The following is a 26,024-nucleotide window of genomic DNA, read 5'->3' on the forward strand; positions in this document are numbered from 1 at the left end:
GCGGGACTTGATCTCAATAAAGCAGCTCGAAGGCGCCGCTAATCGGGCTTAATTACTATCGGAACGCCTGCCGTTGCTCCCGTGTAAGCCCTTCCGGCGGCATGCGGGACCAGAACTCAGGCGCGATCATATTATTCACAAAGCTTTTGTCTGCCTCGTCGTTTGCGATGGCAGTGAGCATGTGGCGCTCAATCACTTTCCAACGCGCTGCCAGCTTGAACGGCAAAGCCAGGTGAAGTTATCCCAGTTTCGGAGATTTATCTTCGATGACCGAGGCTATCGATGATGCGTCACCAGCTTCTTGGGGATTCATCGTCAAGAATTGCTGAAGCTCGCGGCTGAATTCAATAATTGCCGGCTCATTTGCTTTGCAAAGATGCTGAATGATATCTTGCCGGCTCATTATTCTCTTACTAACGATCACCCTAAGCAACCTCTTTCCAGCGTCCGAAAATTGACTCTCTGTCGCGATATCTGGACTCTGAGAGTTATTCTTCTTGTGCCTCCATAAATAAAACCTTCTCAAAAAATCGGAAATTTTTATCTTGAAGGAGATTGGCATCGTTGGTATCGACGTAGAGTGGTTGCCAGGATTCCGAAATTGAGGCAAGTATCTTATGAGTCTCTCGACGTTACCAAACTCCAATTTTTTATAGTCGAATTTTGCGCTGAGCCCACCTTCTAAACAATGCGCCAAGAGCTCTTTTTCAAGACTCTCGAATGGTATGCAATAGACAGATTGATCCTTTGCAATTCTCTTCTTTTTTTGATCGCCATCGAGTACGCAAATTACATTTTCTGTAGTTGAAAAAAACTCTTCCTTCCTATTTCTCCGCATCAAATCAATCGTATTCTCGCCGCCACCTACATAAATTATCTTATATGAAAAATATAGATTATTGCAGTAGGCCTGCAGCAAATATTCCACCACATCCTTCAAAACGTCGTCTTCAGTGAGGATGTATTTATCCCACCCTTTGAATCCGAACAATACACTTCTAATGTAGTTGTAGGAAATATTCTCAACCCTACCTAATCCTGTCTCGGAATTGAAATTCAAGTAGAATAATTCATGAGGCGCCACCGTTTGCATCATTGCCAAAGAGTGCGTCGTCAGAAGAAATCTGACGTTGTTTTGCGATCCGAATTCACGAAGCTTATTTATAAGCCTTACTTGAGCTGCCGCGTCAAGGGAGATATCAATCTCGTCAATTACGATGAGCTTGTACCCCTTTGCAACACGTCTGTATAAATTGATTAGAAAATATTCGCCTGAACTAAAATAGTCTTCGCGAAGATAGCGCCCACCCTCTTTGAGTCGACAATAATAAGCCGCGCCTTTTACATCAATTGCCACCAGATTTTCAAAATCTGAATTTTGATATATTTGCTGAAGGAATTTTATTAGTTCTTTTGGTTTTTCATACATTCCGACAGCAACTGCTCGCCGAATATCCTTGTCCAAGCCACTAATCCGTTGAAAAAACGTGAATCGCTCTCCATATGGGATGGGCAATTCTACGAATATCTTTTCCCGATACTCGAGAGGGACGGGTGTGCGACAGTTTATTGTCGATATCGAGTCTTCATAAACATACTTCAAGCTCTGATCATCTAATAGGTATTCAATTGAGCTTTGTTTATTGAAGGCATCCTCAGATGAGGTTCGAGCAAATGTATCTGCATTGGTCAAGTTTCTGATCGCTTTCACCAACGTCGTTTTTCCTACTCCATTTTTTCCGGTGATGCAAACTATTGCCCCCTGCTCAAGCGTTGCATCGAAAATCAACTCGACAATTTGCTGAACGTGCGAGATCCTTACATTCAGTCTCATTGTGTTTTTTCCTTGGGCAACGGACGATGAAGAAGCGTGTCAACTACTGTTGCACCAAATTTTCTCCGCAGTTTTTCTAGGTACTCTTTATCTACGGAATTAATATAGTTCAGACACCCGGTTATTCGAGCGATACCATGATCCTCGTCTCTCGGAAGTGCTGCTAGAAACGCGTCACGCCCCAATGAATGACTATAAAGCAGTGCTTCGATCTCGCGTTTTAATTTTGATTCGACCGTCACCTTTCCGTTCGGAAGTATCATGAGGCCTAAGATCTTTATCCTGCCGCCTACCTGAAAATATTTACTCTTGCTGCGATTTAGGTGCAAGTCAGGTGCTCCGTATACATGCAGCATCTCCTGAACTGTATCTTCGATCTGACTGAGCGCTTCCTTTTGATTGCAAGAAATGACAATGTCGTCGGAGTATCGCGTGTAGATCAGCCCTTGCGACCTGCAATGTTTTTCGAGAATGTTATCGAAACGGTAAAGAGCAGCGTTGCTCATCGGAGCGGAGCAAGGAAACCCGACCGGTAGTGCGTCGTCAATGCAGATCAGCTCCAATATACGAGGCAAATTTTGTACAACGTCAGCGACGGGACAGTTCGCCGCGCCATCTTTAATTGCCTTATGCACAAGCTCTCTTTTTAAGCTCGAGAAAAATGAAGATACGTCAGTCTGGAAGAAGTACTTGGATTTCGAGTGCTTGGACACGGCGTCATAAACGCCGAATCCTTTTCTATAGGAAAATACTACGTTTTCGTTTAATGGAAGAAACTCAATAATTACAAGATTCAGGAACGAATGGAATATTTTTAACTTCTTGTCTGGAATCAGCACTTCGCGCCGATAGCTTGCCGGGCCAATCTCCGCTCTGCAGTACAACTTCTGAAGAGGTTCAGACATGAACTCATGAAAGTTGTGCTTTCCGTGATACATCGCTTCGAACAGTTGCGAAAGAGTTTTCTTCGTCATTTGTACGTCTTGCTCTCGCATGAGTGGGGTGGTGACGCCGATACGCAGGGGACTTGCAGATCAAGGCGTGATGCGCTATCCTAGCTTCATGTCAGTGACTAGGAGCACCTCCAGTCGCAATGCTGACCTCTAGGCCGTCAGATCTACTCCGTCATGGAATTTGTGTGATCGTGCACTTCGTAGCGCGATCACACAAATTGTAGATATCTTGCCCCCTCCACCTTTTGTAACGCAAGCCGTTCTGCTACGCAGCAGGTCAGGAGCATGTGCCATGCCTTGCACGAGGCTAACTATCGGCTGTCAGAGAGTGGTTGTGAGCAGCGCCGTATATCGAAAAGAACACGCCTTGCACCCTCTGAACCTAGCGCAGAGTTATAGGCGCGGAATGTACCTGTCGGAAAGCGAAGCAGGCGCGGATCTTCGTCGATTGCGGCTTACAGGAGTTCCTTTCTCTGTCAAGGGGCGGCAGATGCATTCCCCGAGCAGGGTGTTACTTTCTGTAGTGGGCCGCCACTTTGCGCCCCGCGAAGTCGTAAGGCAGCGGCTGTTGAACTCAGCAGCGATTACTGCATAGGGTTTGCCCAAAGATTAGCCAGTAAGCCAGTGCCCAATTCTTGGCGATCAGCGGACAGCCAGCGAGATGACTTCGAACGGCAGCATCGCTGCAAAGCAGCCCATAGGCTCTACCGATCAGTGCTGTACGGCCATCTTCGGCAGAAACTCCACTCCGGTCCGCTTGACCAGTTCTTTATAGCTGATGGGCGGACCTACTGTCTCGCCTGCCCGGTTCTCTTGCCAATGCGCCCAAGCGCGATGAGTGGTCGCGTCGTAGACCAACTTGTATAGGTAAGTTGGTACCTTCACCCCACTTGTGCCAATCGTTGGACCACTGTCCGTGAACACCGGCCCCGTGACAACAAACACGTCCCCTTTGGCTCGCAGCACGTAGCGGCGCGTGTCCTGCTCGATCTTGTTCCACGGTCCCCCGTTGTGTTGTGAATTCTGGGGAACCATGTTCGCGAGACTGAAGCTCTGCGCCATAGCGGTTGGCGTCGGCATATTACCTGCAGGCGCCATGTGTCCACGGCTGTACCCGGAGTTCTTGTAATCCTCCAGTTCTGCCCGTTCTCCCCGGGTCAAACGGGCATCCGCAAAAAACCGCTTTGCGCGTTTTTCATCGGCGTCCTCGATGCTCTGGCGATTGAGGCGTTGGGCCACATACACGGGTGTGCGCGTTGCGCCGCTGTGTAGCACCGCAAACGCCTCGTAGCAAAGCTCACGCAGCTCCCGCCGTGGCTTGATCGCAGGTGGCTTACCGCCCGCGAAGAACTGCGGACACTGCGCGAAGCTGGTGGGCTGCGGCGTGAGCAGCGCCGTGCTATCGAATTGCGGCGTGCGGGCGAATGAAACACTGGAGAACGCGCCAGCGAATGAAAGGACCAGAGCACAAGAAAAGCGCACTCGGTGCGACCAACAAAATTTCAGAATCACTTCGATCAGCTGCAAAAAATGGGACTGCCGATTGGAGCATTCGGCGGCTTGATTGATGGCGTCGGAAGGCTGAATGCGCGGGGTTTTACACGTGCTTTCAGACAGTGGCGCGGTGACGGGAATGCATGGCTCACACGCCATTGCGGCTTCGATTCATCCGCGTGCGAAACGTGATCGACCACCGGAGCTCTTTCGTCGGTGCTACGCTTTGCTGCCAACCCCAGCGTGCCTCACCCGCTATCTTGTAGATTGAGCGCGGCCCAGCTGCACGACCTTGCGTGTCGCAGGATCGTGGGGATATGGCCTGAACCGCAGCAGCGCGTGCCGACCAAGCGACACTCCGACGATGGTTTCGAAGTCCGGTACATCGCGGTGCCAGCCCAGCGGCGTGCCGGGTGCATATTCGGCGACCAGCGCGTGCACCAGATCCTTTGGTGCGACGCCGGCCCACTGCGCTACTTGGTCCCGCAACGGGTGGAGCCGAGGATCGAGGTCCACCCCCGTCAGCAGTCGGTTGGCATCGAAGTCATACGACCCACCAAAACTCGTCACCCGGCGCCGTGCCAGGTACTGCTTGTATTGCGCCGCATGCAGCGGCAGTGACCGGATGGTGGCGATCAGTGCCGGCTCTTGCTCCTCGTTGAGGAACTGCGCCTGGTAGACCAGCCCTTGGATGGAGGAGTCGATCGGAGCCTCGCCTAACAGATGTGCCTGCGTCATCGCTTCTTCCTCATTTGAAATCCCGGCTCTCGGTGGCCAGCCGTCCGAGCAGCGGCGACAGATCCGCGAGGCGGTCTGCCACCAGATTGCATACCTCGCCCTCGCGTTGCCAGCGCCCCTTCACTGCCAGCAATCTGGAGCCCAGCAGCACCTCGCGCTGCGCGTCTCGCACGCCGCGCCAGACGATGACCTGTGTGGCGCCGTGCTCGTCTTCCAGGGACACGAAGATGGTCCCCTTGGCGGTCTCAGGTTGCTGGCGCAGCGTCACGATCCCAGCCGTGCGGACCACACGACCGTTAGGGATGCGCCTGAGTTCGGCGGAAGTCTTCAGCCGGTACTTGTCCAGCTTCGTTCTCAAGAGCGCCATCGGATGGCTGCGTAAGGTCAGGCCCACCGACGCATAGTCCCAGACCACGTCTTCTCCTTCCGGCGCAGCGGGCAACTCTAAGTAATCCTCGTCCACGGGTGCGTCCTGCAGCAAGTCGGGCGGAGCGTGCAGCGCAGCGGCATCCCAGACCTGCTGGCGCCGGTGACCAGACAGCGTGGCCAGCGCTCCGGCAGCGGCCAAGAGCTTCATCTCGTGCTGTTCGAGCTTGGCGCGCCGGGCCAGCTCCTCCGCGCTGTCGAACGGGCCCTCGCACCTCGCAGCCATGATGCGCTGCGCACTCGCCGCCTGCAGGCCACGAATCATGTGCAGGCCCAGCCGCACGGCAGGGACGTCCGGCAGGTCCTCCAGCGAGGTTTCTACATCGCTGAACATCACGTCCACCGGCCGCACCTCGACACCATGGCGGCGGGCATCCTGGACCAGCTGGCTCGGGGAGTAAAAGCCCATGGGCTGGCTATTGAGCAGCGCAGCGAGGAACGCGGCCGGTTCATGCCGCTTGATCCAGCATGACGCATAGACCAGCAAGGCGAAGCTGGCCGCATGGCTTTCGGGGAATCCGTACTCCGAGAACCCTTTGATCTGCTCGAAGATCTGCTCGGCAAACGCTCGTTCGTATCCTCGCGACGTCATGCCGTCCACGATCTTGTCGTAGTACTTGCCCAGACCCCCTTTGCGCTTCCAGGCCGCCATCGCGCGGCGCAGTCCATCGGCTTCGCCGGGCGTGAAGCCCGCGGCCAGGATGGAGATCTGCATCACTTGCTCCTGGAACACCGGCACCCCCAGCGTGCGGCCGAGCGCCGTCTTGAGCGCCTCGCTGGGATAGGTCACCGGCTCCTTGCTCTGGCGCCGGTTCAAGTACGGATGCACCATACCGCCCTGGATCGGTCCGGGCCGCACGATGGCCACCTCGACCACCAGATCGTAAAAGCAGCGCGGGCGCAGGCGCGGCAGCATGCTCATCTGCGCGCGGCTCTCGATCTGGAACACGCCGATCGTGTCGGCCTTGCAGACCATGTCGTAGGTCTCGCTGTCTTCGGCCGGGATGTCCTGCATCCCCATCACGCAGCCGCGGCGCTGGCCGATCATGTCCAGGGCCCGCCGGATCGCCGACAGCATGCCCAGCGCCAGCACGTCGACCTTCAAAAGGCCTGCGGCATCCAGGTCATCCTTGTCCCATTCGATCACCGTGCGATCGGCCATCGAGGCGTTCTCCACCGGCACCATGCGGCACAGCAGATCCCGCGTCAGCACGAAACCACCCGTGTGCTGCGACAGATGCCGCGGGAACCCCATCAGCTGGGTGGTCAGCGTGATGAGCTGGCGAACAGCCAGATCGGTCACCGACATGTCCAGTTCCTCGAACCGCTCCAGCCGGATGTCCTCTCCGTCGAACCACTTCTGGCCATCGGCAAGGGCCTCGACCGTCTCCAGGCTGAAACCCAGTGCCTTGCCCACGTCCCGGATCGCCGACTTGGGCCGGTAGCTGATCACGGTGGCAGTGAGCGCTGCTCGGTCGCGGCCGTACTTGCCATACAGGTACTGGATCACCTCTTCGCGCCGCTGGTGCTCGAAATCGATGTCGATGTCCGGCGGCTCGTTGCGCTCCCGGCTAATGAAGCGCTCGAACAGCACCGACATGCGCGCAGGGTCCACCTCGGTCACTCCGAGGCAGTAGCAGACCACGCTGTTGGCGGCCGAGCCACGGCCCTGGCAGAGGATGTGGCGTGAGCGCGCGAAGGCCACGATGTCGTACACCGTCAGAAAATAGTGCTCGTAGCGCAACTCGCAGATCAGGGCCAGCTCATGCTCGATCTGCGATTGCACGGTGACCGGGATGCCCGAGGGCCAGCGCCGGCCGGCGCCCTCATAGGTCATCTGTCTCAAATAGTCCGCCGCGGTCAGGCCGTGCGGCACCACCTCATCGGGGTATTGGTACTTGAGCTCATCCAGGCTGAAACTGCACCGAGACGCCACCTGCAGCGTCTCGGCCAGCAAGTCCGCGGGATAGGTCTGCGCCAGGCGCAGCCGGGTGCGCAGGTGCCGCTCGGCACTGCGCTGCAGGGCGTGTCCGCATTCCGTGAGCGGTTTGCCCACGCGTGTGGCCGTGAGAACGTCCTGCAGCGGCTTCCTGGAGCGCACGTGCATGTGCACATCGCCCACCGCCACCAACGGCAAGGCTGTCAACTCCGAGAGCCAACGCATGCGGTGCAGCCAAAGCTCATCGTCCAACTGCCGCACCTGGTCCACCCCGATCCAGCAGCGGCCCCGAAACTGCTTCAAGGTCCACAACGCCAGCGCTTCCAGTTGCGCATCGCTGGCCTTGCGTTCCGGGCACAGCAGCACCAGGCAATCGATGAGTTCCGCTCCGGTGATCTGGTCCAGCGTGAGTTGATACGTGCCTTTGCTGGAGGCGCGGCGCAGCTTGGTGATGAACGCGCAGAGGTTGCCGTAGCCGTTGAGGTTCTGCGCGAGCACCACCAACGTGGTCGGCGACTCGGCGGCGCAGCGCGGCTGGATGTAAAACTGCGAACCCAGGATCAGGGGTAGGCCTGCGGCCTTGGCCGCGACATGGGCGCGCACGACCCCCGCCATGCTGCACTCGTCGGTGATGGCCAGGGCCCGGTATCCAAGGTCCCTGGCGCGCTCCACGAGTTCACCGGGCCAGCTCGCCCCGCGCAGGAAGCTGAAATTCGACAGGCAGCGCAACTCCACATAGTCCGGGATCGCGCGGGTGGGCCGGCTCATCGCTTGCCTCTCACCCGAAGTGCCCGTGGAGAAACCACGCCGTCTGGTCCCCCGCCAGGCGCTGCTGGAACACCCACAGCACGCCTGCGTGCGGGCTCAGTGCCAGCCAGTAGTCACGCTGCACGTTCAGCGGCTTCGCGTCTTTGCCACCGCCACCTCCACCCCCTTCACATGCCTCGCTGCGGTGCCACCAGCCACCTTCGACCCGGTCGGGCCCAAGCAGGAGCTGCAGGGGACCTTGGTAGATGGGGCGGTTGTCGCGTTCGATCAGGCGCAGTGGCTCCTCCAGCACCCAGGTAGGCAACGGCAGCTCGTAAGCAGGCTCTGCCGCTTTGCGGCGCTTGAATGCATTACTCTCCCAGCATTGCATCCACTCCAGCCGGTGGTCTTCGCACAGGATCGGTCGGCGGACGCAGCCCTCTCCCAAACGAGCCTGGATGCGCTCGAGCGCGAGATCGGTGCTGCTGCCCTTGCGCAACGTCTCCGGTATCAGCGATCGGCTCTCTTCGACGATGGGTGCCACCTCCGAGACCAGCAACTCGATGTCGCCGGCAGGCGCCAGCAGCTGGACCTTGGCCAAATGCTCGGCCAGCAGGCGTGCGAAGTGCTCCACGTGCTGGGTGGGGTGCGCCGTGCGGACGGTGAGTTCGCCGCCCGTGCCCGCATCCTTGGCGCGCATCACGTCGTGGCACCAGCGCAGCGTGAAAGCCGTGGCGCCCAATCGCCTTGCCGCAAGCCATCCGGCCATCTGCAAGAGCAGGCGCCGCGCGCCGAACAGCAAGGCCGGTGCGGTCTCCACGCGCGACATCAACTCCAGCCTGGCGTGAAAGGTCTCGGGCAGTGTGATCCAGTCGTACACCTCGGGCCGCAGCCCGTACGCCTGGTCCATCGCCTGCAGCAGGGCTTTGTCAAAGCGGCGGCTCAGGCCGCCCCGAGGCAAGGCCCGAACATCCCCGAGCGTGCGGCAACCGATCCGTGCCAGGGTGGCGTGGTGCGCCGCCACTGCCGTGATCGCCGCCAGCGGCAGCGGGTCCAGCCAGTGGGCCAGCGGCGCTCGAAACCCGTCGCAGTCTTCCCGGTTGGCGGCGTGGTGCACCAGCGCCAACGCGGCGGTGCCCGTGGGCGCCCAGGCGATGCGGGCGCCGAGCTCCATCGCGCCCGTCTCCAAGAGATCGTGCAATGGCTGCATCCCGCCAAAGAGCCGCGCACTGGCCGACATCTCTGCGACAACAGAATCCTCCAGCAACGCCACCCGGGGGGTGAACTGCAAGGCCCAGATTCCGAGGGCTGTCACATCAATGGGGGATGGGCTGGCCGGTAAAGGGATGGGGAGCAACGCGGCCCAATGCCCGAGCATCGGAGGCCTCCTTGTGGGAGCGTCCTGCAGGCAGGGCCTGCAGGACTTTCAATCGCGGCGGGATCACCGCTTCCAAGCTGGCGGGCATTGCCTCCAGATACAGTGCTTCATCCAGCGCCCCGCCGCGCCGCTTGGGGATGCGCACTTCCAGCTGCCAGCCAGGGGCGAGCGACACCGCGACCCGCAGCGGAGCGGGCGAGGCATCGTTCAACGCGGTGACTGGGCGGAGCAAAAACACGGGGGCATCGCAAGACTGGGCGTGGATCTGCAGGCGCCGGATCTGCTCAGGTCTCGCCTGGGGCAGCCACGCCAGCACGGCGCCGGCAGGGTCGGATTTAACGAGCTGCTCGGTGATCCAGAGGCGGTCCACCGGGGCGCTTGCATGAATCCATACCACCTGGTCCGGCGCCAGTCCGAGTTGGATCAGGCCGCCTACGTGCGGCTGCTTCGGGGGCGCGATCAGGTAAACACGCCCGCCAGAATCGAGGAACGCTGGGACCGATGGACCTAGCAGACGCCACTCGCACAGGGCCGCCTGGGGCATGAGCAACTCGGTCAGGGTATGGGTAGGCCAGCCACCGCCAGGAAGCAAGGAGTCAAGGGCCGCAAATCCTGTAGAAACTGTGCGAGATGACGAACTACCGACTTCCGCACCGCGCCACACCGCCTCGGCCACGTGCCGGGGGAGTGCATCTAAGCCAAAGGCACCAGATGGATGAGCAGGAACTGGCATGGTCAAATGGCCGGATAAGAATCATAAATACTGTATGAAAGCACAGTATATAGATTCGGCTCGTATGCCGATGGTCCAAGCTCACCTCGTCACCCACGGGGGCGTGGAATTCGCTCAAAATGGTCAACACAGTGACAGCACAACAAGGGGTCTGATGAGCGGAAAATTCATGGGGCGCGATGCGGTGATCAGCACGATCAAAAGTGCTGAGCGAACCAACGCGATGCAAAAGCGCAGCGGTACGAATCACCCTGTACGCGCAGTGGTTTGCGGATGCTCCGATCCGCATTGCGGGGCGTTTCATCGGATCGTGAACGATCGGACACTCCCTACGCACGAAGAAGCCGATGCGACGCTGAAAGCGGTCAAGTTGGAGAGGCGAACTGCTCGTGGTCAGAACGGCGTAGCGCTGATCGATCAGATCAAGTAGCCGAGTAACCCATGGCGCAGCGCAAGCAGATCGAAATCACGGCGTACCACGAGGCCGGTCATGCCGTGATGGCTATGTCGGCCGGGTTTCTAGTCACCGAAGTTTCTTGTCAGGCATCGAACAGCGGATTCGGGCATACAGCTTGGCAAATGCCGTTGCCCATGTCGGATGCATCAAGAGTTGGAGCCGTCTTGACCCTGGCATCCGGGATGGCCGCCGACTGCTTGCATTGGTCAAGTTTGGCGGACAAGGACGAGCAAGAACAATTAATGGGACATAACGGCGACAGATTGGATGCCCGTATTCATCTCGCCGCACTGAGTCAGGGTGAGGTTTTTGACGACTACCTCTCGTATTCGATTGGGCACCTGAAGAAGGTGGATGTATGGGGGCATGTGGTGGCCCTCGCTGAGCTTCTGAAGACAATTCAATTGATCAACGGTCTCGATCTACTGAACAGATTCAGGCAGTGTGTACCTTCAATATCTGCACATGAGTTGGGACTGCTCAAGCGGGCGGTTGATCTCAAATATGGCGACCAAACCTGAACTCCCAATAGCTTTAAGGAAACAAAATGGATGAAGGGTTTCTACGATTGATGGAAGGGATCGAGCGGCGCGTGGGAGATGCTGAAGCGCGAAATCCGAAGTTGCGTATGTTGAAGGACGAGATTACACGTGCCGGCTGTGCGTATAAGCACGCTTCTACGGACGAGGAAAGACGTACAGCCAAAATGAGGCGTGCGAAGCGCTTATGAAAGAGGCAATGATTCGCCACCGGTAATAGCTTGGTTCCAAAAAGGGAGAATTAAAATGAGCTGGCTGATTTTCGAGGAAAGCAACTATGGCTGACACACAAGCTCTCAGGATCACGTTTGAGGAATATGCCAGCCGGATCATTGATCGGCTGGTTGCTGAGTTGGACACCTTCGATAAAGTCCTGTCCGACTGGGAATTGATCAGAAATGCAGAATCGGACCCGGCTTGGCATGGAGGCGGCCAGCTTGGCAATTTGTCGTTCTCTATGACCTGTGCAGCCATCTCGGCCTTCGATGCCTTTGCACGGGCCATCTATGAGGATGGGGAGCAGGTCCAAAAGGTTGGGAATAAGGTCAGGATGAAGTCTCTTCTTGATGACAGTCGGTTTTTTGACGCTCGCCTCTATGGGAATTCAGAGGTGTTCTACACGCTTGTTCGGTGCGGTGTGATGCATCAGGTTCATCCAGTCAACATAGGGCTGGCGTCAGACAAATCCAGCAGCAGGCCTCTGACCAAAAACGGTGAGCATTTCACGCTAAATGCATACGCCCTCTACCTAGACATCCTGCGTGGATTGAAAGAAGTCCATAAATTCGCAAAGAGCGATGAAAACTGGTGTCTGATTTTGAATAATAATTGCTGCAGCCTTCTCGAGCGTGATGCAAAGTCAATGGGCACGGCTGAAGTTATGAAAGGCTTAAATTCCCTCCCCAGTATTTCAAATACCCCAGTAGCGACTCAACCACCATTAGGTATAGGCGTCCGCCATTGAGTGAAAAATCTTAATCAGTCGGCTTAAAAATATATAGAAAAAATGCGGAAAAACCGCAGGCAATGCTCACGGTAAAACGGCGAAATAGGCCGATGCTTGCTTTTATCGTGGCCTACAACGAACTTAGCGACCGCACTGGACCGGTGCTGGCGTACGAGGACGTACCTGATGGTTTTTCAAACGCAGACCTTACCGCTGCAGCCAAATGACTGGTGCCAAAAGTATCGGCGCACGACGTAATTCTTTCAATCTGAGTTGAAATACAGGATAAAAAAATGATTCCGTCAGCTGGTCGTTTCTATTATTAATACAATAACACCAATATGGATGCAAAACATGTCAGAACCATGAGCGCAACAAACTTTTTTGATGGAGAGCACTTTGAAAAGTCCACATTGACGATGAAACGTCGTGTGGATGCTCATGTTAATGCTCTTCCTGCTAATTTCGCGGTTCAGGCAAGTCAGAAGACACGGCTTATCAGTCGGATGAATGCCGCTCCTAGAGTCAAGCTCAGCAAAATCTTTGCGCTGGTGGATGAGTACGCAGAGTTGCGAAAGCCATTTGTCGCATGCGCCGAAGAATGTGATTCATGCTGCCACATGAATGTGCAAATCACAAATGTGGAAGCAGAGCGAATTGAAAAGAGTACCGGCAAGAAAGCTAAATTCCTTCGAGCTGACACATGCCACCCTGTGACAAAGTTTGCGGGCGTTCCTTGTCCATTTTTAGTTAATCGCCGCTGCAGTATTTACGAGGATAGGCCATTGCTGTGCAGGTCGCATGCATCGTTCGATGTTGATAGTTACTGGTGCGCTCCAGAGCGAATGAACGCTGCCGAATTGCCGATGATTTCGATCACAGATGCACAAGTAGCTGTCAGCGAAATTGCTCATGAGTCTGCTGCAAGGCGCTTTGCAGACATCCGAGATTTTTTCGGTTGAAAACATTCGAGGAAAGAGGATCGGTTTGATGAGCAACTACTCTTACTCGAATCCGCCCCCCAGCCCACTGCAGGTCTAATCTTCGGCTGTAAAGCGGGGGTACTTAAAATACAAGAAAGATCGCGATGAAACTCCCTGTTCGACTAGTGGTCTCGACCAAGATGATGCTTCGGTTGGCGGTGAGATTGCTGGCGACCGTAGCGGCATGTGCAAGCCTTCAGCCCGTGGCCGCTCAGGTTGCGCAGAGCACTTGGACGCTGGCCTCGGGCTACCCAAAGGAGCTTTTTCATGGCGTGAACTTGCGCCAATTCGCGCAGAACGTGAATGACCGGACCAAGGGCGGCTTGGTCATCGAGGTGCGCACCGACGGGATTGCCGCCAGTCCCTCCGAGATCGTGGGCAAAGTACGCTCCGGAGATCTGGCTGCGGGAGAGGTCCTTCTCAGCTCCATGGCCAGCGACACCCTGATCGCCGGCGCAGATGCCATTCCTTTCATCGTCCACGGCTACGACGATGCTTTACGGCTGTGGAATGCTCAGCGCCCAATCCTGCAGGAGACCCTGGACAAGCAGGGCTTGGTGATCCTTTACGCCGTGCCCTGGCCAGCCCAGGGATTGTTCACCACGCGCCCTGTGCGCAGCGTTGCAGATCTGCGCGGATCGAAAATGCGCACCTACAACCCCAGTACGGTGCGTCTTGCCCAACTCATGGGCGCCACCCCCGTCGACGTGCCCACGCAGGCCATCGGCTCGGCCTTCAAGGACCAGCGGCTGGACACCATGTTCACATCGCCCGCGACCGGGGTGGACTCGAAGTTGTGGGAGGGGCCGGCGAAGTATTTCTACAACGCGCGGGGTTGGTATCCGAAGAACATCGTGATCGCCAACAAGGCCAAGTGGGCCGCACTTCCCGAGTCCACTCGCCAGACCGTCATGACGGCAGCTGGCGAGGCGCAAAAACGTGGCTGGATGGCAAGTGAAGCGGCATCCACAGTCTCGCTGGCGGAGTTGACAAGCAAGGGCATCAAGGTGGATACGCCCGAACCTGAGTTGCGAAACGAACTGCGGCGCATCGGGGAGAAATTTTCGGTCGAGTACCTTCGAGAGACCGGCGCCGAGGGCAATCGGATGCTGATCCCGTATTTCGCAAACGGAAGCACGACAACTCCCAAATAGGCGAGAGGTCGGGCAAGGAATTCACCCGGATGCCGCAAGCATTTGGGGTGGGATCGCTGAGAGTAGGCGACCAGCATCGTAATGCCGGCAAAGGTTGTCCACCAATGCTTGTGCATACACGGGCAGAGTTGCCCTGTCACGCATCAGCAGGTGGCGTTCACGCACGCTCCACTCGTCTCGCAATTCCACCATCGCCAGTGGCATAGCCAACTGATTGCGGATGACAGCCGACTCGGGCAGCACCCCAATGCCCACATTGCTGCTGATCATGCGGCACATCGCCTCGAAACTCCGCAACCGAATTCGAGGTTTCTGACGATGCCCCAATTGCTGGGTGATCTGATCCAGAAATGCCTGCAGCGTGCTGCCCTCCGGCATCCCCACCACGTCCTCCTCTAGCGTTTCAGCGAAGTTTACTGAGCGTCGCCGTGCGAACCGGTGGCTGGGCGAGGTGACCAGAACCAGCCGGTCGGTGCTGAAATGGATAGAGACAAGTCCCAAGGTATCAATAGAACCAGCAATGATGCCCAGATCCGCACGGCCTTCCAGGACACCTCGCGGGATCATCGCATTGGGCCGCTCTTCCAATTCAACGTTGACATGTGGGTGATCCGAGAGGAAATCTGCCAGGATTTCCGGTAAGAAATCTGTGACAGCAGTGGTGTTGGCCAGCAGCCGTAAATGCCCGCGCAATCCGCCGCCATATTCCCCCATTTCTGCGTGCAGAAGGTCTGCCTGTTGCAGCATCAAGCGCGCATGATGAACAAAAGCCTCGCCAGCCGGTAGCAGTCGGACTCCCCTTGCTTCGCGTGCCAACAACAAGACGCCAGCCTGCATTTCCAGCGCCTTGATGCGCGTGCTTGCCGCAGCGAGGGACATATTGTGTTTGGCCGCGGCCCGGGTCAAGTTGCACATCTCTGCCACGCACACATACAGACGCAAATCAGTCAGGTCGAACTGCATGTAAGAAAACGTATTTCGAGCATTAATGAAAAACGAAGCCTCGCTTCTGAAATCGCAAATTGTGTAGCGCGCGAATCTCTGCAGAATTCACCCCCAGCCCGAATCGTAAGCCGGGTAATAAAGGGAGTAGAACTATGAGATTGAAATTTTTTGCAGCAACGCTGCTGATGGGAACTTTGGGACTCGGCGCCACGCTCGCGCAGGCCCAGGCGGCGTATCCCACGCGCCCGCTCACGCTGGTAGTGCCGCAAACGGTAGGCGGCACCAACGACATCGTTGGCCGGGTGGTCGCCCACAAACTGGGGGAGGTGCTGGGCACCGGAGCCATTGTCGACAACCGGCCTGGCGCCGGCGGCAACATCGGGACCCAATACGTGGCGCGAGGTCCGAAGGACGGGTACACGCTGCTTGTCACGATCAGCAGTAGCCAGGCGATCAACCCTGCGCTTTATCGAAATCCAGGATTCGATCCCGTGAAGGATTTCGTGCCTGTCGCCATGATTGGCAACGTGCCCAACGTTCTGCTGGTCAATCCATCATTCGCTGCCAAGACCTTCGGCGACTTCCTGTCCCTTGCTCGGCGCAAGGACGCCCAGTACCAGTACGCCTCGGCTGGCAACGGCACGCTCAATCACCTGCTGGGCGAGATGCTGAATGAGATGGCAGGTGTTTCGCTGCAGCATGTCCCCTACAAAGGCATTGCACCAGCGCTGAACGACGTATTGGGAGGACAGCTGCCCATCGTGTTCGCCAGCTTGCCATCATCGCTGGCACACATCAAGGCAGGCCGGCTGCGCGCCTTGGCTGTGAGCGGCGCCAAGCGCACGCCTGTACTGCCCGACGTGCCGGCGATTGCCGAAGCGGTGCCAGGCTACGAAGGTACGCTGTGGATCGGCTTGTTTGCCCCGGCTGGGGTAGCACCAGCGGTGGTGCGCACGCTACAGGATGGCATGCGAAAAACCATGGCAGCGCAGGATCTGCGCGAGAAGCTGGACCAGCAGGGTGTGGAGATCGCCGCACCAACATCCCCCGATCAGTTTGCGGCCCAGCTGCGCAGCGACCTGGCCAAGTGGGAAAAGATCGTCAAAGCTTCGCGCGCAGAAGTGGACTGAGGAGGCGCGCGATGACCCGACCTCTCGAAGGCATTACCGTTGTCTCTCTGGAGCATGCGATCGCAGCGCCTTTTTGTACCCGTCAGCTGGCGGATTTGGGCGCGCGCATCATCAAAGTAGAGCGCCCAGAGTCAGGGGATTTCGCGCGCGAGTACGACCAGCGGGTGAGGGGCATGTCATCGCACTTCGTGTGGACAAACCGATCGAAGAAGAGCCTGACGCTGGATCTGAAGCAGCCACGGGCGCTGGACGTGCTCAGGCGACTGATCGAGAAGGCGGACGTGTTCGTGCAGAACCTTGCGCCCAGCGCCACGGCCCGCATGGGCTTGGATTACGCCAGCCTTTCCCACACCAATCCCCGCCTGGTGGTCTGCGACATCTCCGGATACGGTGACGACGGGCCATACCGGGACAAGAAGGCCTATGACTTGCTGATTCAGAGCGAAGCGGGCCTGCTTTCGATAACGGGTACAGAGGAGTCGCCTTGCAAGACCGGCAACTCGATTGCCGACATCGCTGCGGGCATGTATGCATATACCAACATCCTTGCGGCGCTGCTACGGCGCGAGAAGACAGGGGAGGGTGCCCACATCGATGTCTCCATGCTTGAGTCTCTGGTGGAGTGGATGGGCTTTCCGATGTACTACGCCTTCGAGGGGGCACCGCCTCCGGAGCGCAGCGCCGCTTCCCACGCAACGATCTACCCCTATGGACCATTTGCCGCGGGCGATGGTGGCAAGGTCATGCTGGGCGTGCAAAACGAGCGGGAATGGGAAAGTTTCTGCACCGTTGTCTTGCGTGAGCCCGCGCTCGCTCAGGCGCCACGTTTCGCCAACAGCACGCAACGCAATGCGCACCGGGATGAGCTTCGGCAGCTGATTCTGAACGTCTTCGACAAGTTGACCACTGACGAAGTGGTGGCGCGACTCGAAAAAGCGCAAATTGCCAATGCCTGCATGAATGACATGGCACAGCTGTGGGCCCACCCCCAACTGAAAGCACGCGAGCGCTGGCGCAAAGTGGACTCGCCAGTCGGTCCGCTGCCTGCTTTGCTGCCTCCAGGGCGAAGCAACCGCTGGCAAGCCAGCATGGAGCCGATCCCCGCGGTAGGCCAGCACACCGACGCATTACTGCGTGAAGCCGGTCTGACAGACCAAGCCATCAAAGACCTGCGCGCCCACGGCGCGATTTAGGGACCCCCATGGATTTCAAGATTCAGGCCGGATTCGCCGGCGGATGGATCGCGCGCGCTCGCAGCCTTCCTCCCATGCGTGGAAACTCGCAGGAACATCTTCCGAGCGCCCTTTGCAAGAAAGTCGTCGCAGCCTCGATGGGGCCTGCGGATGCTGCCGCATTGATTGGAATTGCCGACGCTCAGGAATCGTGCTTATGGGGTGGCCTGTCATGAGCGGGGCACGACCGAAGCTGTTCGTGGAAGAGCGCTTCCAGGACTTTTTGAAGCACGAATGTGGTTATGCGCGAGGCACCCTGCAGGTAGTCAACTATGCACTGGGGGAGTGGCAGCGTTGGCTGCGAAACCGATTCGGCATCACGCGGCTGGACGTCTCCGCTTCGCACCTGCGGCTTTGGCTGGACGAGCAGTTGCGCAGGCACGCCCAGTCCACGGTGGACAAGAAGACCTGGGTGCTGCGCAGGTTCTACGCCTGGCTGGCAGGTGAGAGCATGGTGGAGTACGACCCCTGGCAATTCATCTCGCCACCGCGGCGCCGACTCCACCAGCAAGGCCTGGGGTACGTCCCCTGCGAACGCACGGTGCGCAGGCTTCTGGATCAGCCCGACACCCGGTTCGCCCTGGGCCTGCGCGACCGTGCGATCCTGGAACTGTTGTACTCATCCGGCCTGCGTGCCGCGGAACTGCTGAGTCTGCGGCCGCATCAACTGTGCCTGCGCACCCGTGCAGCCCAGGTGATGGGCAAAGGTGGCAAAGAGCGGCTCGTTATATTCGGGGAGCACTCCGCGCACTGGCTAGAGCGCTACATGTGCGAAGCGCGCCCCGCTCTGCTTCAAGCTGGCCAGCACCCAGTCCAGGCCCTGTTCGTTCATGCGAGCGCCTCTGGCTCTCTGGACTACTGTGTGCTGCAGCGCATGGTTCGCCGGCACGCCGATGCCGCAGGCCTGCCGATGGTGACGGCGCACACGCTGCGGCACGCCTTCGCCACTCACCTGTACCAGGCCGGAGCCAATCTGCGCGTGATCCAGATGCTGCTGGGACATGCCTGCCTGCAGACCACTACCATCTATGCTAGGACGTCCATGGGCTACTTGCGAGGAGTCATCGAGCGGCACCATCCCCGCGGAATCCTCTACGAACGGCAACCGCTTGGCAGAGCCGCATCACCGCTGTCGGGTCAAGATGCCGAGCGCCAACGCCGTGATCGAGCAGCCGATCAGCCAGTAAAACCATGTGAACAGCTGCTCCGCCCCCATGAGCACAGCGCACGCAAGTCCAGCGGCCGACACCAAGGCCCCAACGAACGACAACTTCTGAGCGAACCATAGAAGTGAGCCAAGGACCGTGCCTGCGGAGCCTGCGACACCTTGCACGGCGCTGTCGATGATTTCGTCGGTCACTTTTTTCTCCATCGCATGATCTCCTGAATCAAAAAATCGTCATCACGGCAAAGACGATCATCACGATGACGCAGCCTTTTTGCATGTATTCCATCATCGTGCCCTTGTCGATGACGCCGCGGGCGTACTGCTGCCATACGCCCACCAGGGCGCTGGAGACGACCAGCAGCGTGATGGCCACCAGCAGCATCTGGATGATGGAGCGCATGCGTGCCATGGACACGCCCGAGCCTTGCTCGAAGCCGATGCGCAGCGCCTCGGTGACGGGCACGCACTGGCCGTCGGACCCGCGGATGCAGCCGTCGTTGAATGCGATGCCGCTCCCGCCAGAAATCGGCGTGGAAGGCGCGGTGGTGCCAGGCGTGGTGGGGGAGGGTGCATTACCCGCGATGCGATCGGCCATGCCGCAGATGGTCGTCCCGTTGGAGTCGGCGAAGCCCGAGCAGCGCCCGGAGGCGATCATGCGCTGGCAGTTGCCGATGCCCAGTTGAACGCAGGCAAGGATCATGTTTGCGTCCACGCGGCGGCCATCGAACGTGCCCAGAGCCGCCAGGGCCTGTGCGGGGTTGGCCTGTAGAGCCTCCGACATGACGCTCGACCATGCGTCCACTTGACGTTGCAGGCTCCAGGTTCTGAACTCATCGGGTGAAACCTGAGCGTACCGACGAATGTTGTCGTTGTTCATCTGCAGGACGCCATAACAGCATGAACCGTTGTAGACCGAGAGGAAGCCACCGCTCTCGACGTTGATGGCCAGGTTACCCACGGCGTTCGCATTCGCGCGCAGCCATTGGCTGGCGTTAGGTGACCTTGCGATCGCTTGAGACACCTGATCGGCGGTGACGCGGTCATTGGTCACCAAGCGTTGCTGAGCCGAAGCAGGAAGATGCGTGGCGAGCAGCGCCAGCCAGCCCAGAAGCAGCGCCGAGCAAAGCGCAAAGAGGGTGCGTTGCATGTTTACTGGCACCTGTCATCCGAGGTGCAACGCACGATCACACTCGGGTGCCGGCTTTCCATACTGCACCACCCGAAAGTAGGCGCTGCCGGTCTTGTCGTCAAACGCGAACTCCGTGTGGTTCTGTGCCAGCGGTGTGTTTTTGTCGTCTATGAACAGGTGGCAGTAGTTCGGAAAATCCTTTTGCTTCCTGCGGCCGGTGGATTTTTCTTCCACGATCACGCGCATGGGGCAAATGCTGTACATCGGGGGAACATAGCCTTTTTGCACGAATGGGCCATTGGGCGGGTCTTCGCATTTGGACTTGGCCGCGTTGAACATCGTGAAGATGTACTTGTTTTCTCTATCCTCATGCGTTTGATACAGGATGAAGCTGCCCAGCCTGCTGCCGTCGTTTCGATTGAAATTGAGCGGCGTCGATTCGATGTTTTCTTTCCAGATCGGCTCTAGCAGCTTTTTCTGCTCTGGCGTGCCATCGTGATACTCCGGATAGTTGAAAGTCACCAGCGGCATTAACTTCCATTTCAACTCAGGCGGAAACTTGATATTCCCTCGCTCTTGCGCACCCGCGACGCCGGCGGCGATGCAAACCGCGGTGGCCACCAAGCCCGATGCGATCGCTCTCTTCATGTTCGATGCTTTCATGCCGTCGTTCTCCCTTTGGATCTGATTCATTTGCTCTCGGCCCCGCTGGCATCCAGCTCGGCGATGAACTGCTCGGGCGGCGTGGCGCCCACCAAGCGCTTGCCGTTGCCGAGAATCACTGTGGGCGTGTTCTGGATGCGGTGCTTCTCGCCGAACTTCAGGATCTCGACCAAGCCGCTGGTCTCGCAGTCCTCGCGGCCCTGCAGGCGCCGGCCCGCCATCACCTGCTGCCAGGCGTCGGCCCGGCTGGGCGAGCACCACGCTGCCCGCGCAAGCTGCGCGGACTCCGGGCTGATGACGGGGAACATAAACCGATACACGGTCACATCATCGAGCTGGTCCACGAACTTGGTGAAGACACGGCAGATCGGGCATTGCGGATCTTCGAACACCGCCACCTTGCGGCGGCCATTGCCATGTACCTCCTTGATCGCATGCTTGAGCGGGAGGCTGGCGAAGGGAACGCTGTTGAGCTTTTCGAGCTGCGGCGCCGTGAGGTCCTGCTGCGTCTTCATGTCCACCATGGCACCGCCGACGAAGCCGAAACGGCCCGAGGCGTCGGTGTAGAAGATCTCACCTTCCGACACGACCTGGTAGATGCCGGGGATGGGGGAGACGGTGATCTGCTCGACCCGGACCTTGCCGGCGGTGTTCTGCTCGATCGTGGCTTTGAGGCTGGGTGGAACCGGCTGCGCGCCCACGGACAGGGACAGGCTGGCCAGCACAGTTGCGCGCAGGAGCATGGCGCGCAGCCGCGGCCGATGGATCTGGGACATCGATGATTTCCTCATTTCGTTTTGGGATGGGTCAGTAGGAGTGCCACGCTGCCGGCCAAGGTGCCCAGGCCGCCGACGCGAACCAGGCCATGGAACGACGATGCGTCGTCCCAAAGCAGGCCGATGCCGGCGCCAAGAGCGATGGCAGTCGTGATCAGCAAGAGCCGCAGGCCTGCGGCCCTGCGTTCGGCCGCAAGCCTCTCGCGGGCGAGTTGGTATTCGGCCATTGCGGATCAGTAGTCGAAAGCACGCACGCCACGGGCTGCGCGGCAGCGCTCCACGGCATCGCGGATGAGTTGGGAGACCGCTGCCGCATTGGGCACGGCATCGATCACCAGGGTGGGATTGGTGCTGTCAGTGGAGAGCAGGACAATACGGCCCCGCCCGAAAACCGTCTGTAACAGATTCCCGGAAACCGAGAGGTCCTTCACCCGGTACAGTTCGAGCGCCTCGATGCGCTTGACCACGATGCCCGAATGCTCCAGCAACCTCTGGTCGGTCAAGACGTAGCGATGGTTCGCCGTGCGCAGATAGCGGTATAGGGCCCAGGCAACGGGCACCACCAGCCAGCAAAAGAGCAGGGCGATGGTGAAGGCGCCGGCATTGGTGATCTGGCCTTCGCTGGAGGACCAGAGGATGGTGGACTCGGCAGCGTGCGATACGCGCGTGGAATCCATCGCGGGGGCAGGAGCATCGTGAATTGGCATGGACGGCACTGTAGGGAGCGCGTCGCATGCCGTCAGCCGAAAACCCGTCGCCACGTGGCAGACGGTTTAGGCTTGACGATGGAAGCTTTTCATGGCAAGCAAACATTTCAATCAAGAAAGGGATTTTTGATGAGCGGAAATAATTCGAATGAAGGAGCATTGATCCTGATACTGGGAATCGCCGCGTTCTTAATTTTCAGCGCGGCTGCGAAAAGCGTAGGCCTTGACCTAGCCACATTCTTCAAAGTAGCGATTGCACTTTTGGTTATATTGGCTTCGGCTGGCTTTGCTTGGTATCAAGGGTGCTTGAATGTGGTATGGCCTGCCTTGCTGGGATTGACTTGGCTGGCGATTGGTCCAGCCCTTGATTATTACTCCCACAAGGATCTTCCGCATTTTTTAGACCCGGAGTTGCATAGGGCTTGGTGGGCACAGTGGTACACAAAACTCCTGGGCTTCTTGCTTCTTTGCGGTGGAGGCTACGGATTCGTTTATTGGCAAAGAGAGAGATATTGATTCACGTCTGCGGCCAGAATCTGGATTGACAGCTCCCACAAATCAGCAGCAATCCAGGCTTGCCCCACACCTGTTTCTCGCACGAGCAAACGTATTTGGCGCGGTTCGATTTGTTCACCGCGGGCTTAGGGTTCCCCTCACCGTCGTCGCTTGGCATGGCCGCTGGATTGACCAAGCTGGCCATCACGGCGATGGACTGCGCCGGCACGCTGCCACCGCCCACTGACGCAGCCAAGTGCATGCCCATGCTGCCTTGGCCCGCGCGCACATGCTCTGGCGCAGGGAAGCGGTCATACCAGCTGATCCGGAATGAGCGGGTGAGCAACTCGGCGCATGCCTTGAGGAACGGACCGCCTTCGATGGCGTAGTCCGCCATCATGTCTCCCGTGCGCTTGCCCCCGGGCTTGCCGGTGGAGGAGGGCATCAGGCCGATGGCCTCCATCTTCGATGCCCATTCTTCGTTGTGGTAGCGGCCACGCCCGGGCTTTCCAAAATGCGATTGCCACAGGTGGCACATCTCATGGGCCAGCGTCTGCATCGTTTCCACCACAGGCACCACGGCGAAGTAGGCAGGATTCATGGCGATTTCGTCCGTCATGCCGCCCTCCAGGTTGGCGAACCGCTGGGCCGAGAAGTACCCGCATGTGCGCTTTTCGCGCTGCAGCGTGATAAGGCAACCGGGCAGTGATCCAGCGAAGAGCGCTTGGTTGAAGTGGCTGTAGGCCTGCTGTAGTTCGTTGTAGGTTTGCTGGGTGGGCGTGCTGACTTCGGTCATCTATCGTTTTTGTAGGCCATTATTGATTTGTATTGCGCAATACAAGATGCTGTGCTTTACCATCGAGAGAGCAGGGAGAAGAAGTACATGGTTCACCTGTATGAGACCATCATCAGTGCGATCTACCGCCACACACGGCCCGGACAATCACCACCTGTGCGGCTCGTCTTGAACCCGATTCAGATGCAACAATTGCTCGCTGAACATGCCGCCGGGTGTAGGGCGATGGAAATCAAGGTCCGGGAGATCGACGCAATCCTGGGAGGGAAACTGGCCGTCGAAGCGAAAGCAGCTGGATTCTTGGTGACCGCATCGGGGATCGATGTCCCGCTGATCTCACATTAGCCAGGACCGAAACGAATGTGGCTTTCGGCAGAAAGTTACAAGCCGTTCGCTTACAAAGCATTGACACGCCAACAGCGCGTATCGATGATCTCGGGCATCAATAACAAGGGAGCCTTGAGGGCATGCAAACAAAAATGAATCAATATTTTTGGCGACTGCTTTTTCATGGCAGCAAACTCTTGCTGCGCGTTTTCATGATTTTTTTGCCTGTAATCGCGGGAGCATTCTGGAATTTGATACGCCAAGGCCCAGGAATAGCTTCTGCCTCTGAGGCTCGAAGCGCTTTTTCTATGGGAAGAATATCGGCATCAGAATTAAACTACTACGAAAATATTTACGGCGATTAATTATTTTCTTCCGACGACATTGCCAGTCCTTTTTCCGGCTGCCGATGCTGTTTTTTCGGCGCCTTTCATCATTTCTCCGAGTTCTCCACCAACTTTCAAGCCGACCCAACCCATCATTGCAGTCCAAACCAACGGCAACCCAATAAAGAGCGCCATTAGCAGGATGTTCAAAATCATGCGTTTGTATCCTGCGGGCACTGATCCGTTTGCGATCTGGGTAATTTCCTGAGTAATGACCCAACCCTGTCCCCCGGGGTACATGGCATTTATGAGCCTGGCATCAATCCACTGCGCGATGAACCACATTGCGCCCCAGAGCTTTACCGTGAATATCGCCACGCCTCCGTAGAAAAGCACGCGCAGGTCGTAACCGCTCAGGAATGTGATCAGCGGCAGGAACATGTAGATCGCCATCAGCACCAGTGCCTGGATCATTGGGAGACCCGTCATCAAAGGCAGCATCGACATGCTCGCCAACCCAGCCTCCCAGCCCACACCCAATGTGCTGGCAGCGCCTGTCAATGACCGTCCTACGGTCGTCATCACGTCATAGTCGCTCCCCATGATGCGATCCGAATCCACGAAGTGCGGATTGGCCTTCGTCTGAGCGAGCTTTGCAAAGGCGTCCCTGGCCTGATCCGGGCTGCTCCAGCTCATCGCGCTGCCAGCCACTTCCACGAGTTTGCCGAAGCTGCCGGCGTGGCCCACCATCTGCTCACGCACACCCTGTGCGCTGTCCTCCCACCACTGCTTGCACGTGGGCCGGCCCCACTCGGGATTCACCACGCCGGAGTGGGGCGGTGCGATGCCGCTGGCCGGGTTGTAGTAGTCGATGTCCCGGGAGAAGTCCACCTGGAACCCCGGCACCGGGTTGTAGGAGCGCATGTCGGCGTAGTAGCCCGGCTCCGTGCGAAACAGTTGGCTGCCGATCCAGTCCACGTCCGTGGGCCCGTATTCCTTGTTATCCATCGCCACCACACCCTGGCCCGTCGCGGACAGGGCGCCAGGCGCCGCCGCCAGATAGCGACTTCGTGCCGGTATGAAGCACTCGCTGTAGAAGCGCTGAATGCTGTTCAGCACGCGCGGGTCCTGAATGGTGGCGGTGCGGGCCATGTCCTCGACCATGCGGATCTGCGAGTCGCCGCTGCGGATGCCGGCGCGCACGGCGCTGTTGATACCGGATGAGATGGCCATGGTCGAGAACCACCAGGCAGGCACATAGGAAAGGTTGCCCGCCGGGCTCATGGTGCCGTCCGTCGAATCCTTCATAGCGGTGTCATAGCCCGAGCCCGTGCCACTGTTGCGTGAGGCGGGGGTGGGATTGGGCTCCAAGGGCGTTGCGGGAGGCGTGTAGCTCAGGTTGACGGAGTTGAGCGACGTGATGGGCGTCGTGGCGAAGCACAGCGACATCACGAACAGGGCAACCATGATATTCATGCCCACGCGCTCCAGGAGCGGCAGCACGCCGGCGCTCTCCAGGCCCTGCTCCTTGGCCTCGCGCCAGGCGTTGAAGAGGATGACCGCGAAGGGCACGATCACCAGGCCGGTGCCGGTGATCACCTCGCCGATGATGTTGGCGAAGGCCCACCCGTACATGGTGGTGAAGATTTCGAGGTAGCTGTCGAGCTGCATGGTGGTGGCGGAAGGTGAGTTCGGATCAGTGCAATCTGCGAGGAGTGCCTGGCAACTGGACAGACTCGGCGGGCAAACATTCAGCCGCCGGCTCCTCCAACGTGGCCAGGAGGGCGGCAGGCAGGGCTGGGCGACCTGGCTCCTGCAGCGCGTGCACGAGTTGCGTGAGCAGGCGGTGGACGTGGCGCACTCTTAGGGCAGAGGGGCAAGCGCAGGGCAGGGGCGTGGCCCCGCTCAACGAGATCAAGGCCGGTTTGAGGTGGATCTTCGACATCGATTTCTTCTGGATTGGTTTCATCGAATCTCACTGCGCCAAATGGAGCAGTGAGATCTAGCGG

Annotated in this window: 27 protein-coding genes; 12 read left to right on the top strand and 15 right to left on the bottom strand. The window is 58.3% G+C overall.

Translation table 11 applies throughout. From position 1 onward, the window contains the following. Window positions 1-238: 238 nt before the first annotated feature. The 7 genes from AVTE2539_RS24890 to imuA all read right to left on the bottom strand — a co-directional run bounded on the left by AVTE2539_RS24890 (window position 239) and on the right by imuA (window position 10,242). Window positions 239-1,834: an AAA family ATPase gene (locus AVTE2539_RS24890; RefSeq protein WP_284414827.1), complete on the bottom strand. Its 1,596-nt coding sequence runs from the start codon at window positions 1,832-1,834 to the stop codon at window positions 239-241. Further along, on the bottom strand, window positions 1,831-2,808 hold the full coding sequence (locus AVTE2539_RS24895; protein ID WP_284414829.1) for a reverse transcriptase domain-containing protein: 978 nt from the start codon (window positions 2,806-2,808) through the stop codon (window positions 1,831-1,833). The genes AVTE2539_RS24890 and AVTE2539_RS24895 overlap by 4 nt, the downstream gene beginning before the upstream one ends. Before the next feature lie 690 nt (window positions 2,809-3,498). Further along, window positions 3,499-4,179 carry a DNA/RNA non-specific endonuclease gene (locus AVTE2539_RS24900; protein ID WP_284414978.1) on the bottom strand — a complete coding sequence of 227 codons (681 nt, stop codon included), beginning with the start codon at window positions 4,177-4,179 and terminating at the stop codon, window positions 3,499-3,501. Between the two features lie 357 nt (window positions 4,180-4,536). After that, on the bottom strand, window positions 4,537-5,019 hold the full coding sequence (locus AVTE2539_RS24905) for an alpha-ketoglutarate-dependent dioxygenase AlkB family protein (protein WP_284414831.1): 483 nt from the start codon (window positions 5,017-5,019) through the stop codon (window positions 4,537-4,539). A gap of 10 nt (window positions 5,020-5,029) precedes the next feature. Next, complete coding sequence (locus tag AVTE2539_RS24910; protein WP_284414833.1) at window positions 5,030-8,152, bottom strand: error-prone DNA polymerase; 3,123 nt, start codon at window positions 8,150-8,152, stop codon at window positions 5,030-5,032. A 10-nt stretch (window positions 8,153-8,162) separates the two neighbouring features. Next, entirely contained in the window at window positions 8,163-9,509 is a 1,347-nt protein-coding gene (locus tag AVTE2539_RS24915) for a Y-family DNA polymerase (RefSeq protein ID WP_284414835.1), read from the bottom strand. Continuing rightward, a complete protein-coding gene (gene imuA / locus AVTE2539_RS24920) occupies window positions 9,448-10,242 on the bottom strand; it encodes a translesion DNA synthesis-associated protein ImuA (protein ID WP_284414837.1) in 795 nt (264 codons plus the stop codon). The genes AVTE2539_RS24915 and imuA overlap by 62 nt, the downstream gene beginning before the upstream one ends. Between imuA and AVTE2539_RS24925 the strand changes: the two genes are divergently transcribed. The 5 genes from AVTE2539_RS24925 to AVTE2539_RS24945 all read left to right on the top strand — a co-directional run bounded on the left by AVTE2539_RS24925 (window position 10,241) and on the right by AVTE2539_RS24945 (window position 14,321). Then, on the top strand, window positions 10,241-10,672 hold the full coding sequence (locus AVTE2539_RS24925; protein WP_284414839.1) for a hypothetical protein: 432 nt from the start codon (window positions 10,241-10,243) through the stop codon (window positions 10,670-10,672). The genes imuA and AVTE2539_RS24925 overlap by 2 nt on opposite strands. A gap of 11 nt (window positions 10,673-10,683) precedes the next feature. Then, window positions 10,684-11,220 (top strand): hypothetical protein, encoded by a 537-nt coding sequence (locus AVTE2539_RS24930; RefSeq protein WP_284414841.1) that lies wholly within the window; start codon window positions 10,684-10,686, stop codon window positions 11,218-11,220. A gap of 295 nt (window positions 11,221-11,515) precedes the next feature. Next, window positions 11,516-12,202, top strand: a complete 687-nt coding sequence (locus tag AVTE2539_RS24935) for a hypothetical protein (RefSeq protein ID WP_284414843.1) — start codon at window positions 11,516-11,518, stop codon at window positions 12,200-12,202. 323 nt (window positions 12,203-12,525) lie between these two features. Beyond that, entirely contained in the window at window positions 12,526-13,146 is a 621-nt protein-coding gene (locus AVTE2539_RS24940) for a YkgJ family cysteine cluster protein (protein ID WP_284414845.1), read from the top strand. Window positions 13,147-13,271: 125 nt separating this feature from the next. Next, on the top strand, window positions 13,272-14,321 hold the full coding sequence (locus AVTE2539_RS24945; RefSeq protein ID WP_284414847.1) for a TRAP transporter substrate-binding protein: 1,050 nt from the start codon (window positions 13,272-13,274) through the stop codon (window positions 14,319-14,321). A 21-nt stretch (window positions 14,322-14,342) separates the two neighbouring features. Here AVTE2539_RS24945 and AVTE2539_RS24950 read toward each other — a convergent pair whose 3' ends face one another. After that, the gene (locus AVTE2539_RS24950) at window positions 14,343-15,284 is read right to left on the bottom strand and encodes a LysR family transcriptional regulator (protein ID WP_284414849.1); all 942 of its coding nucleotides are present in this window, start codon (window positions 15,282-15,284) and stop codon (window positions 14,343-14,345) included. 167 nt (window positions 15,285-15,451) lie between these two features. On the opposite strand from AVTE2539_RS24950, the gene AVTE2539_RS24955 reads away from it, so the two are divergent. From AVTE2539_RS24955 to AVTE2539_RS24970, 4 genes are read left to right on the top strand one after another with little or no spacing between them, the layout of a single operon-like run. Further along, on the top strand, window positions 15,452-16,396 hold the full coding sequence (locus tag AVTE2539_RS24955; RefSeq protein ID WP_245711535.1) for a tripartite tricarboxylate transporter substrate binding protein: 945 nt from the start codon (window positions 15,452-15,454) through the stop codon (window positions 16,394-16,396). Window positions 16,397-16,407: 11 nt separating this feature from the next. Continuing rightward, complete coding sequence (locus tag AVTE2539_RS24960; RefSeq protein WP_284414851.1) at window positions 16,408-17,589, top strand: CaiB/BaiF CoA transferase family protein; 1,182 nt, start codon at window positions 16,408-16,410, stop codon at window positions 17,587-17,589. Between the two features lie 8 nt (window positions 17,590-17,597). Continuing rightward, complete coding sequence (locus AVTE2539_RS24965) at window positions 17,598-17,804, top strand: hypothetical protein (protein WP_284414853.1); 207 nt, start codon at window positions 17,598-17,600, stop codon at window positions 17,802-17,804. A 23-nt stretch (window positions 17,805-17,827) separates the two neighbouring features. Beyond that, window positions 17,828-18,916 (top strand): tyrosine-type recombinase/integrase, encoded by a 1,089-nt coding sequence (locus AVTE2539_RS24970; RefSeq protein ID WP_284414855.1) that lies wholly within the window; start codon window positions 17,828-17,830, stop codon window positions 18,914-18,916. A gap of 100 nt (window positions 18,917-19,016) precedes the next feature. Here AVTE2539_RS24970 and AVTE2539_RS24975 read toward each other — a convergent pair whose 3' ends face one another. The 5 genes from AVTE2539_RS24975 to AVTE2539_RS24995 are packed head-to-tail and all read right to left on the bottom strand — an operon-like array spanning window position 19,017 to window position 22,071. Continuing rightward, complete coding sequence (locus tag AVTE2539_RS24975; RefSeq protein ID WP_284414857.1) at window positions 19,017-19,943, bottom strand: hypothetical protein; 927 nt, start codon at window positions 19,941-19,943, stop codon at window positions 19,017-19,019. 15 nt (window positions 19,944-19,958) lie between these two features. Further along, a complete protein-coding gene (locus AVTE2539_RS24980) occupies window positions 19,959-20,618 on the bottom strand; it encodes a hypothetical protein (RefSeq protein ID WP_284414859.1) in 660 nt (219 codons plus the stop codon). Then, window positions 20,615-21,364, bottom strand: a complete 750-nt coding sequence (locus tag AVTE2539_RS24985; protein WP_284414861.1) for a DsbC family protein — start codon at window positions 21,362-21,364, stop codon at window positions 20,615-20,617. Before AVTE2539_RS24985 ends, AVTE2539_RS24980 begins: the two co-directional genes overlap by 4 nt. A gap of 11 nt (window positions 21,365-21,375) precedes the next feature. Beyond that, on the bottom strand, window positions 21,376-21,591 hold the full coding sequence (locus AVTE2539_RS24990) for a hypothetical protein (protein WP_284414863.1): 216 nt from the start codon (window positions 21,589-21,591) through the stop codon (window positions 21,376-21,378). Between the two features lie 6 nt (window positions 21,592-21,597). Then, window positions 21,598-22,071, bottom strand: coding sequence for a PH domain-containing protein (locus AVTE2539_RS24995; RefSeq protein WP_284414865.1), 474 nt, complete (start codon window positions 22,069-22,071; stop codon window positions 21,598-21,600). A 72-nt stretch (window positions 22,072-22,143) separates the two neighbouring features. Here AVTE2539_RS24995 and AVTE2539_RS25000 point away from each other — a divergent pair, with 72 nt between their 5' ends. Further along, window positions 22,144-22,587: a hypothetical protein gene (locus AVTE2539_RS25000; RefSeq protein ID WP_284414867.1), complete on the top strand. Its 444-nt coding sequence runs from the start codon at window positions 22,144-22,146 to the stop codon at window positions 22,585-22,587. A 1-nt stretch (window position 22,588) separates the two neighbouring features. Here the strand turns inward: AVTE2539_RS25000 and AVTE2539_RS25005 are convergent, their stop codons facing one another. Continuing rightward, window positions 22,589-23,362, bottom strand: a complete 774-nt coding sequence (locus AVTE2539_RS25005; RefSeq protein WP_284414869.1) for a SprT-like domain-containing protein — start codon at window positions 23,360-23,362, stop codon at window positions 22,589-22,591. A gap of 87 nt (window positions 23,363-23,449) precedes the next feature. Here AVTE2539_RS25005 and AVTE2539_RS25010 point away from each other — a divergent pair, with 87 nt between their 5' ends. Then, the gene (locus AVTE2539_RS25010; RefSeq protein WP_284414871.1) at window positions 23,450-23,707 is read left to right on the top strand and encodes a hypothetical protein; all 258 of its coding nucleotides are present in this window, start codon (window positions 23,450-23,452) and stop codon (window positions 23,705-23,707) included. A gap of 122 nt (window positions 23,708-23,829) precedes the next feature. Next, window positions 23,830-24,054: a hypothetical protein gene (locus AVTE2539_RS25015; RefSeq protein ID WP_284414873.1), complete on the top strand. Its 225-nt coding sequence runs from the start codon at window positions 23,830-23,832 to the stop codon at window positions 24,052-24,054. Here the strand turns inward: AVTE2539_RS25015 and AVTE2539_RS25020 are convergent, their stop codons facing one another. Then, entirely contained in the window at window positions 24,055-25,686 is a 1,632-nt protein-coding gene (locus AVTE2539_RS25020; protein ID WP_284414875.1) for a conjugal transfer protein TraG N-terminal domain-containing protein, read from the bottom strand. Window positions 25,687-26,024 lie beyond the last annotated feature (338 nt).

It is taken from the genome of Acidovorax sp. SUPP2539 (assembly GCF_030158975.1).
Taxonomy (GTDB): domain Bacteria; phylum Pseudomonadota; class Gammaproteobacteria; order Burkholderiales; family Burkholderiaceae_C; genus Paracidovorax.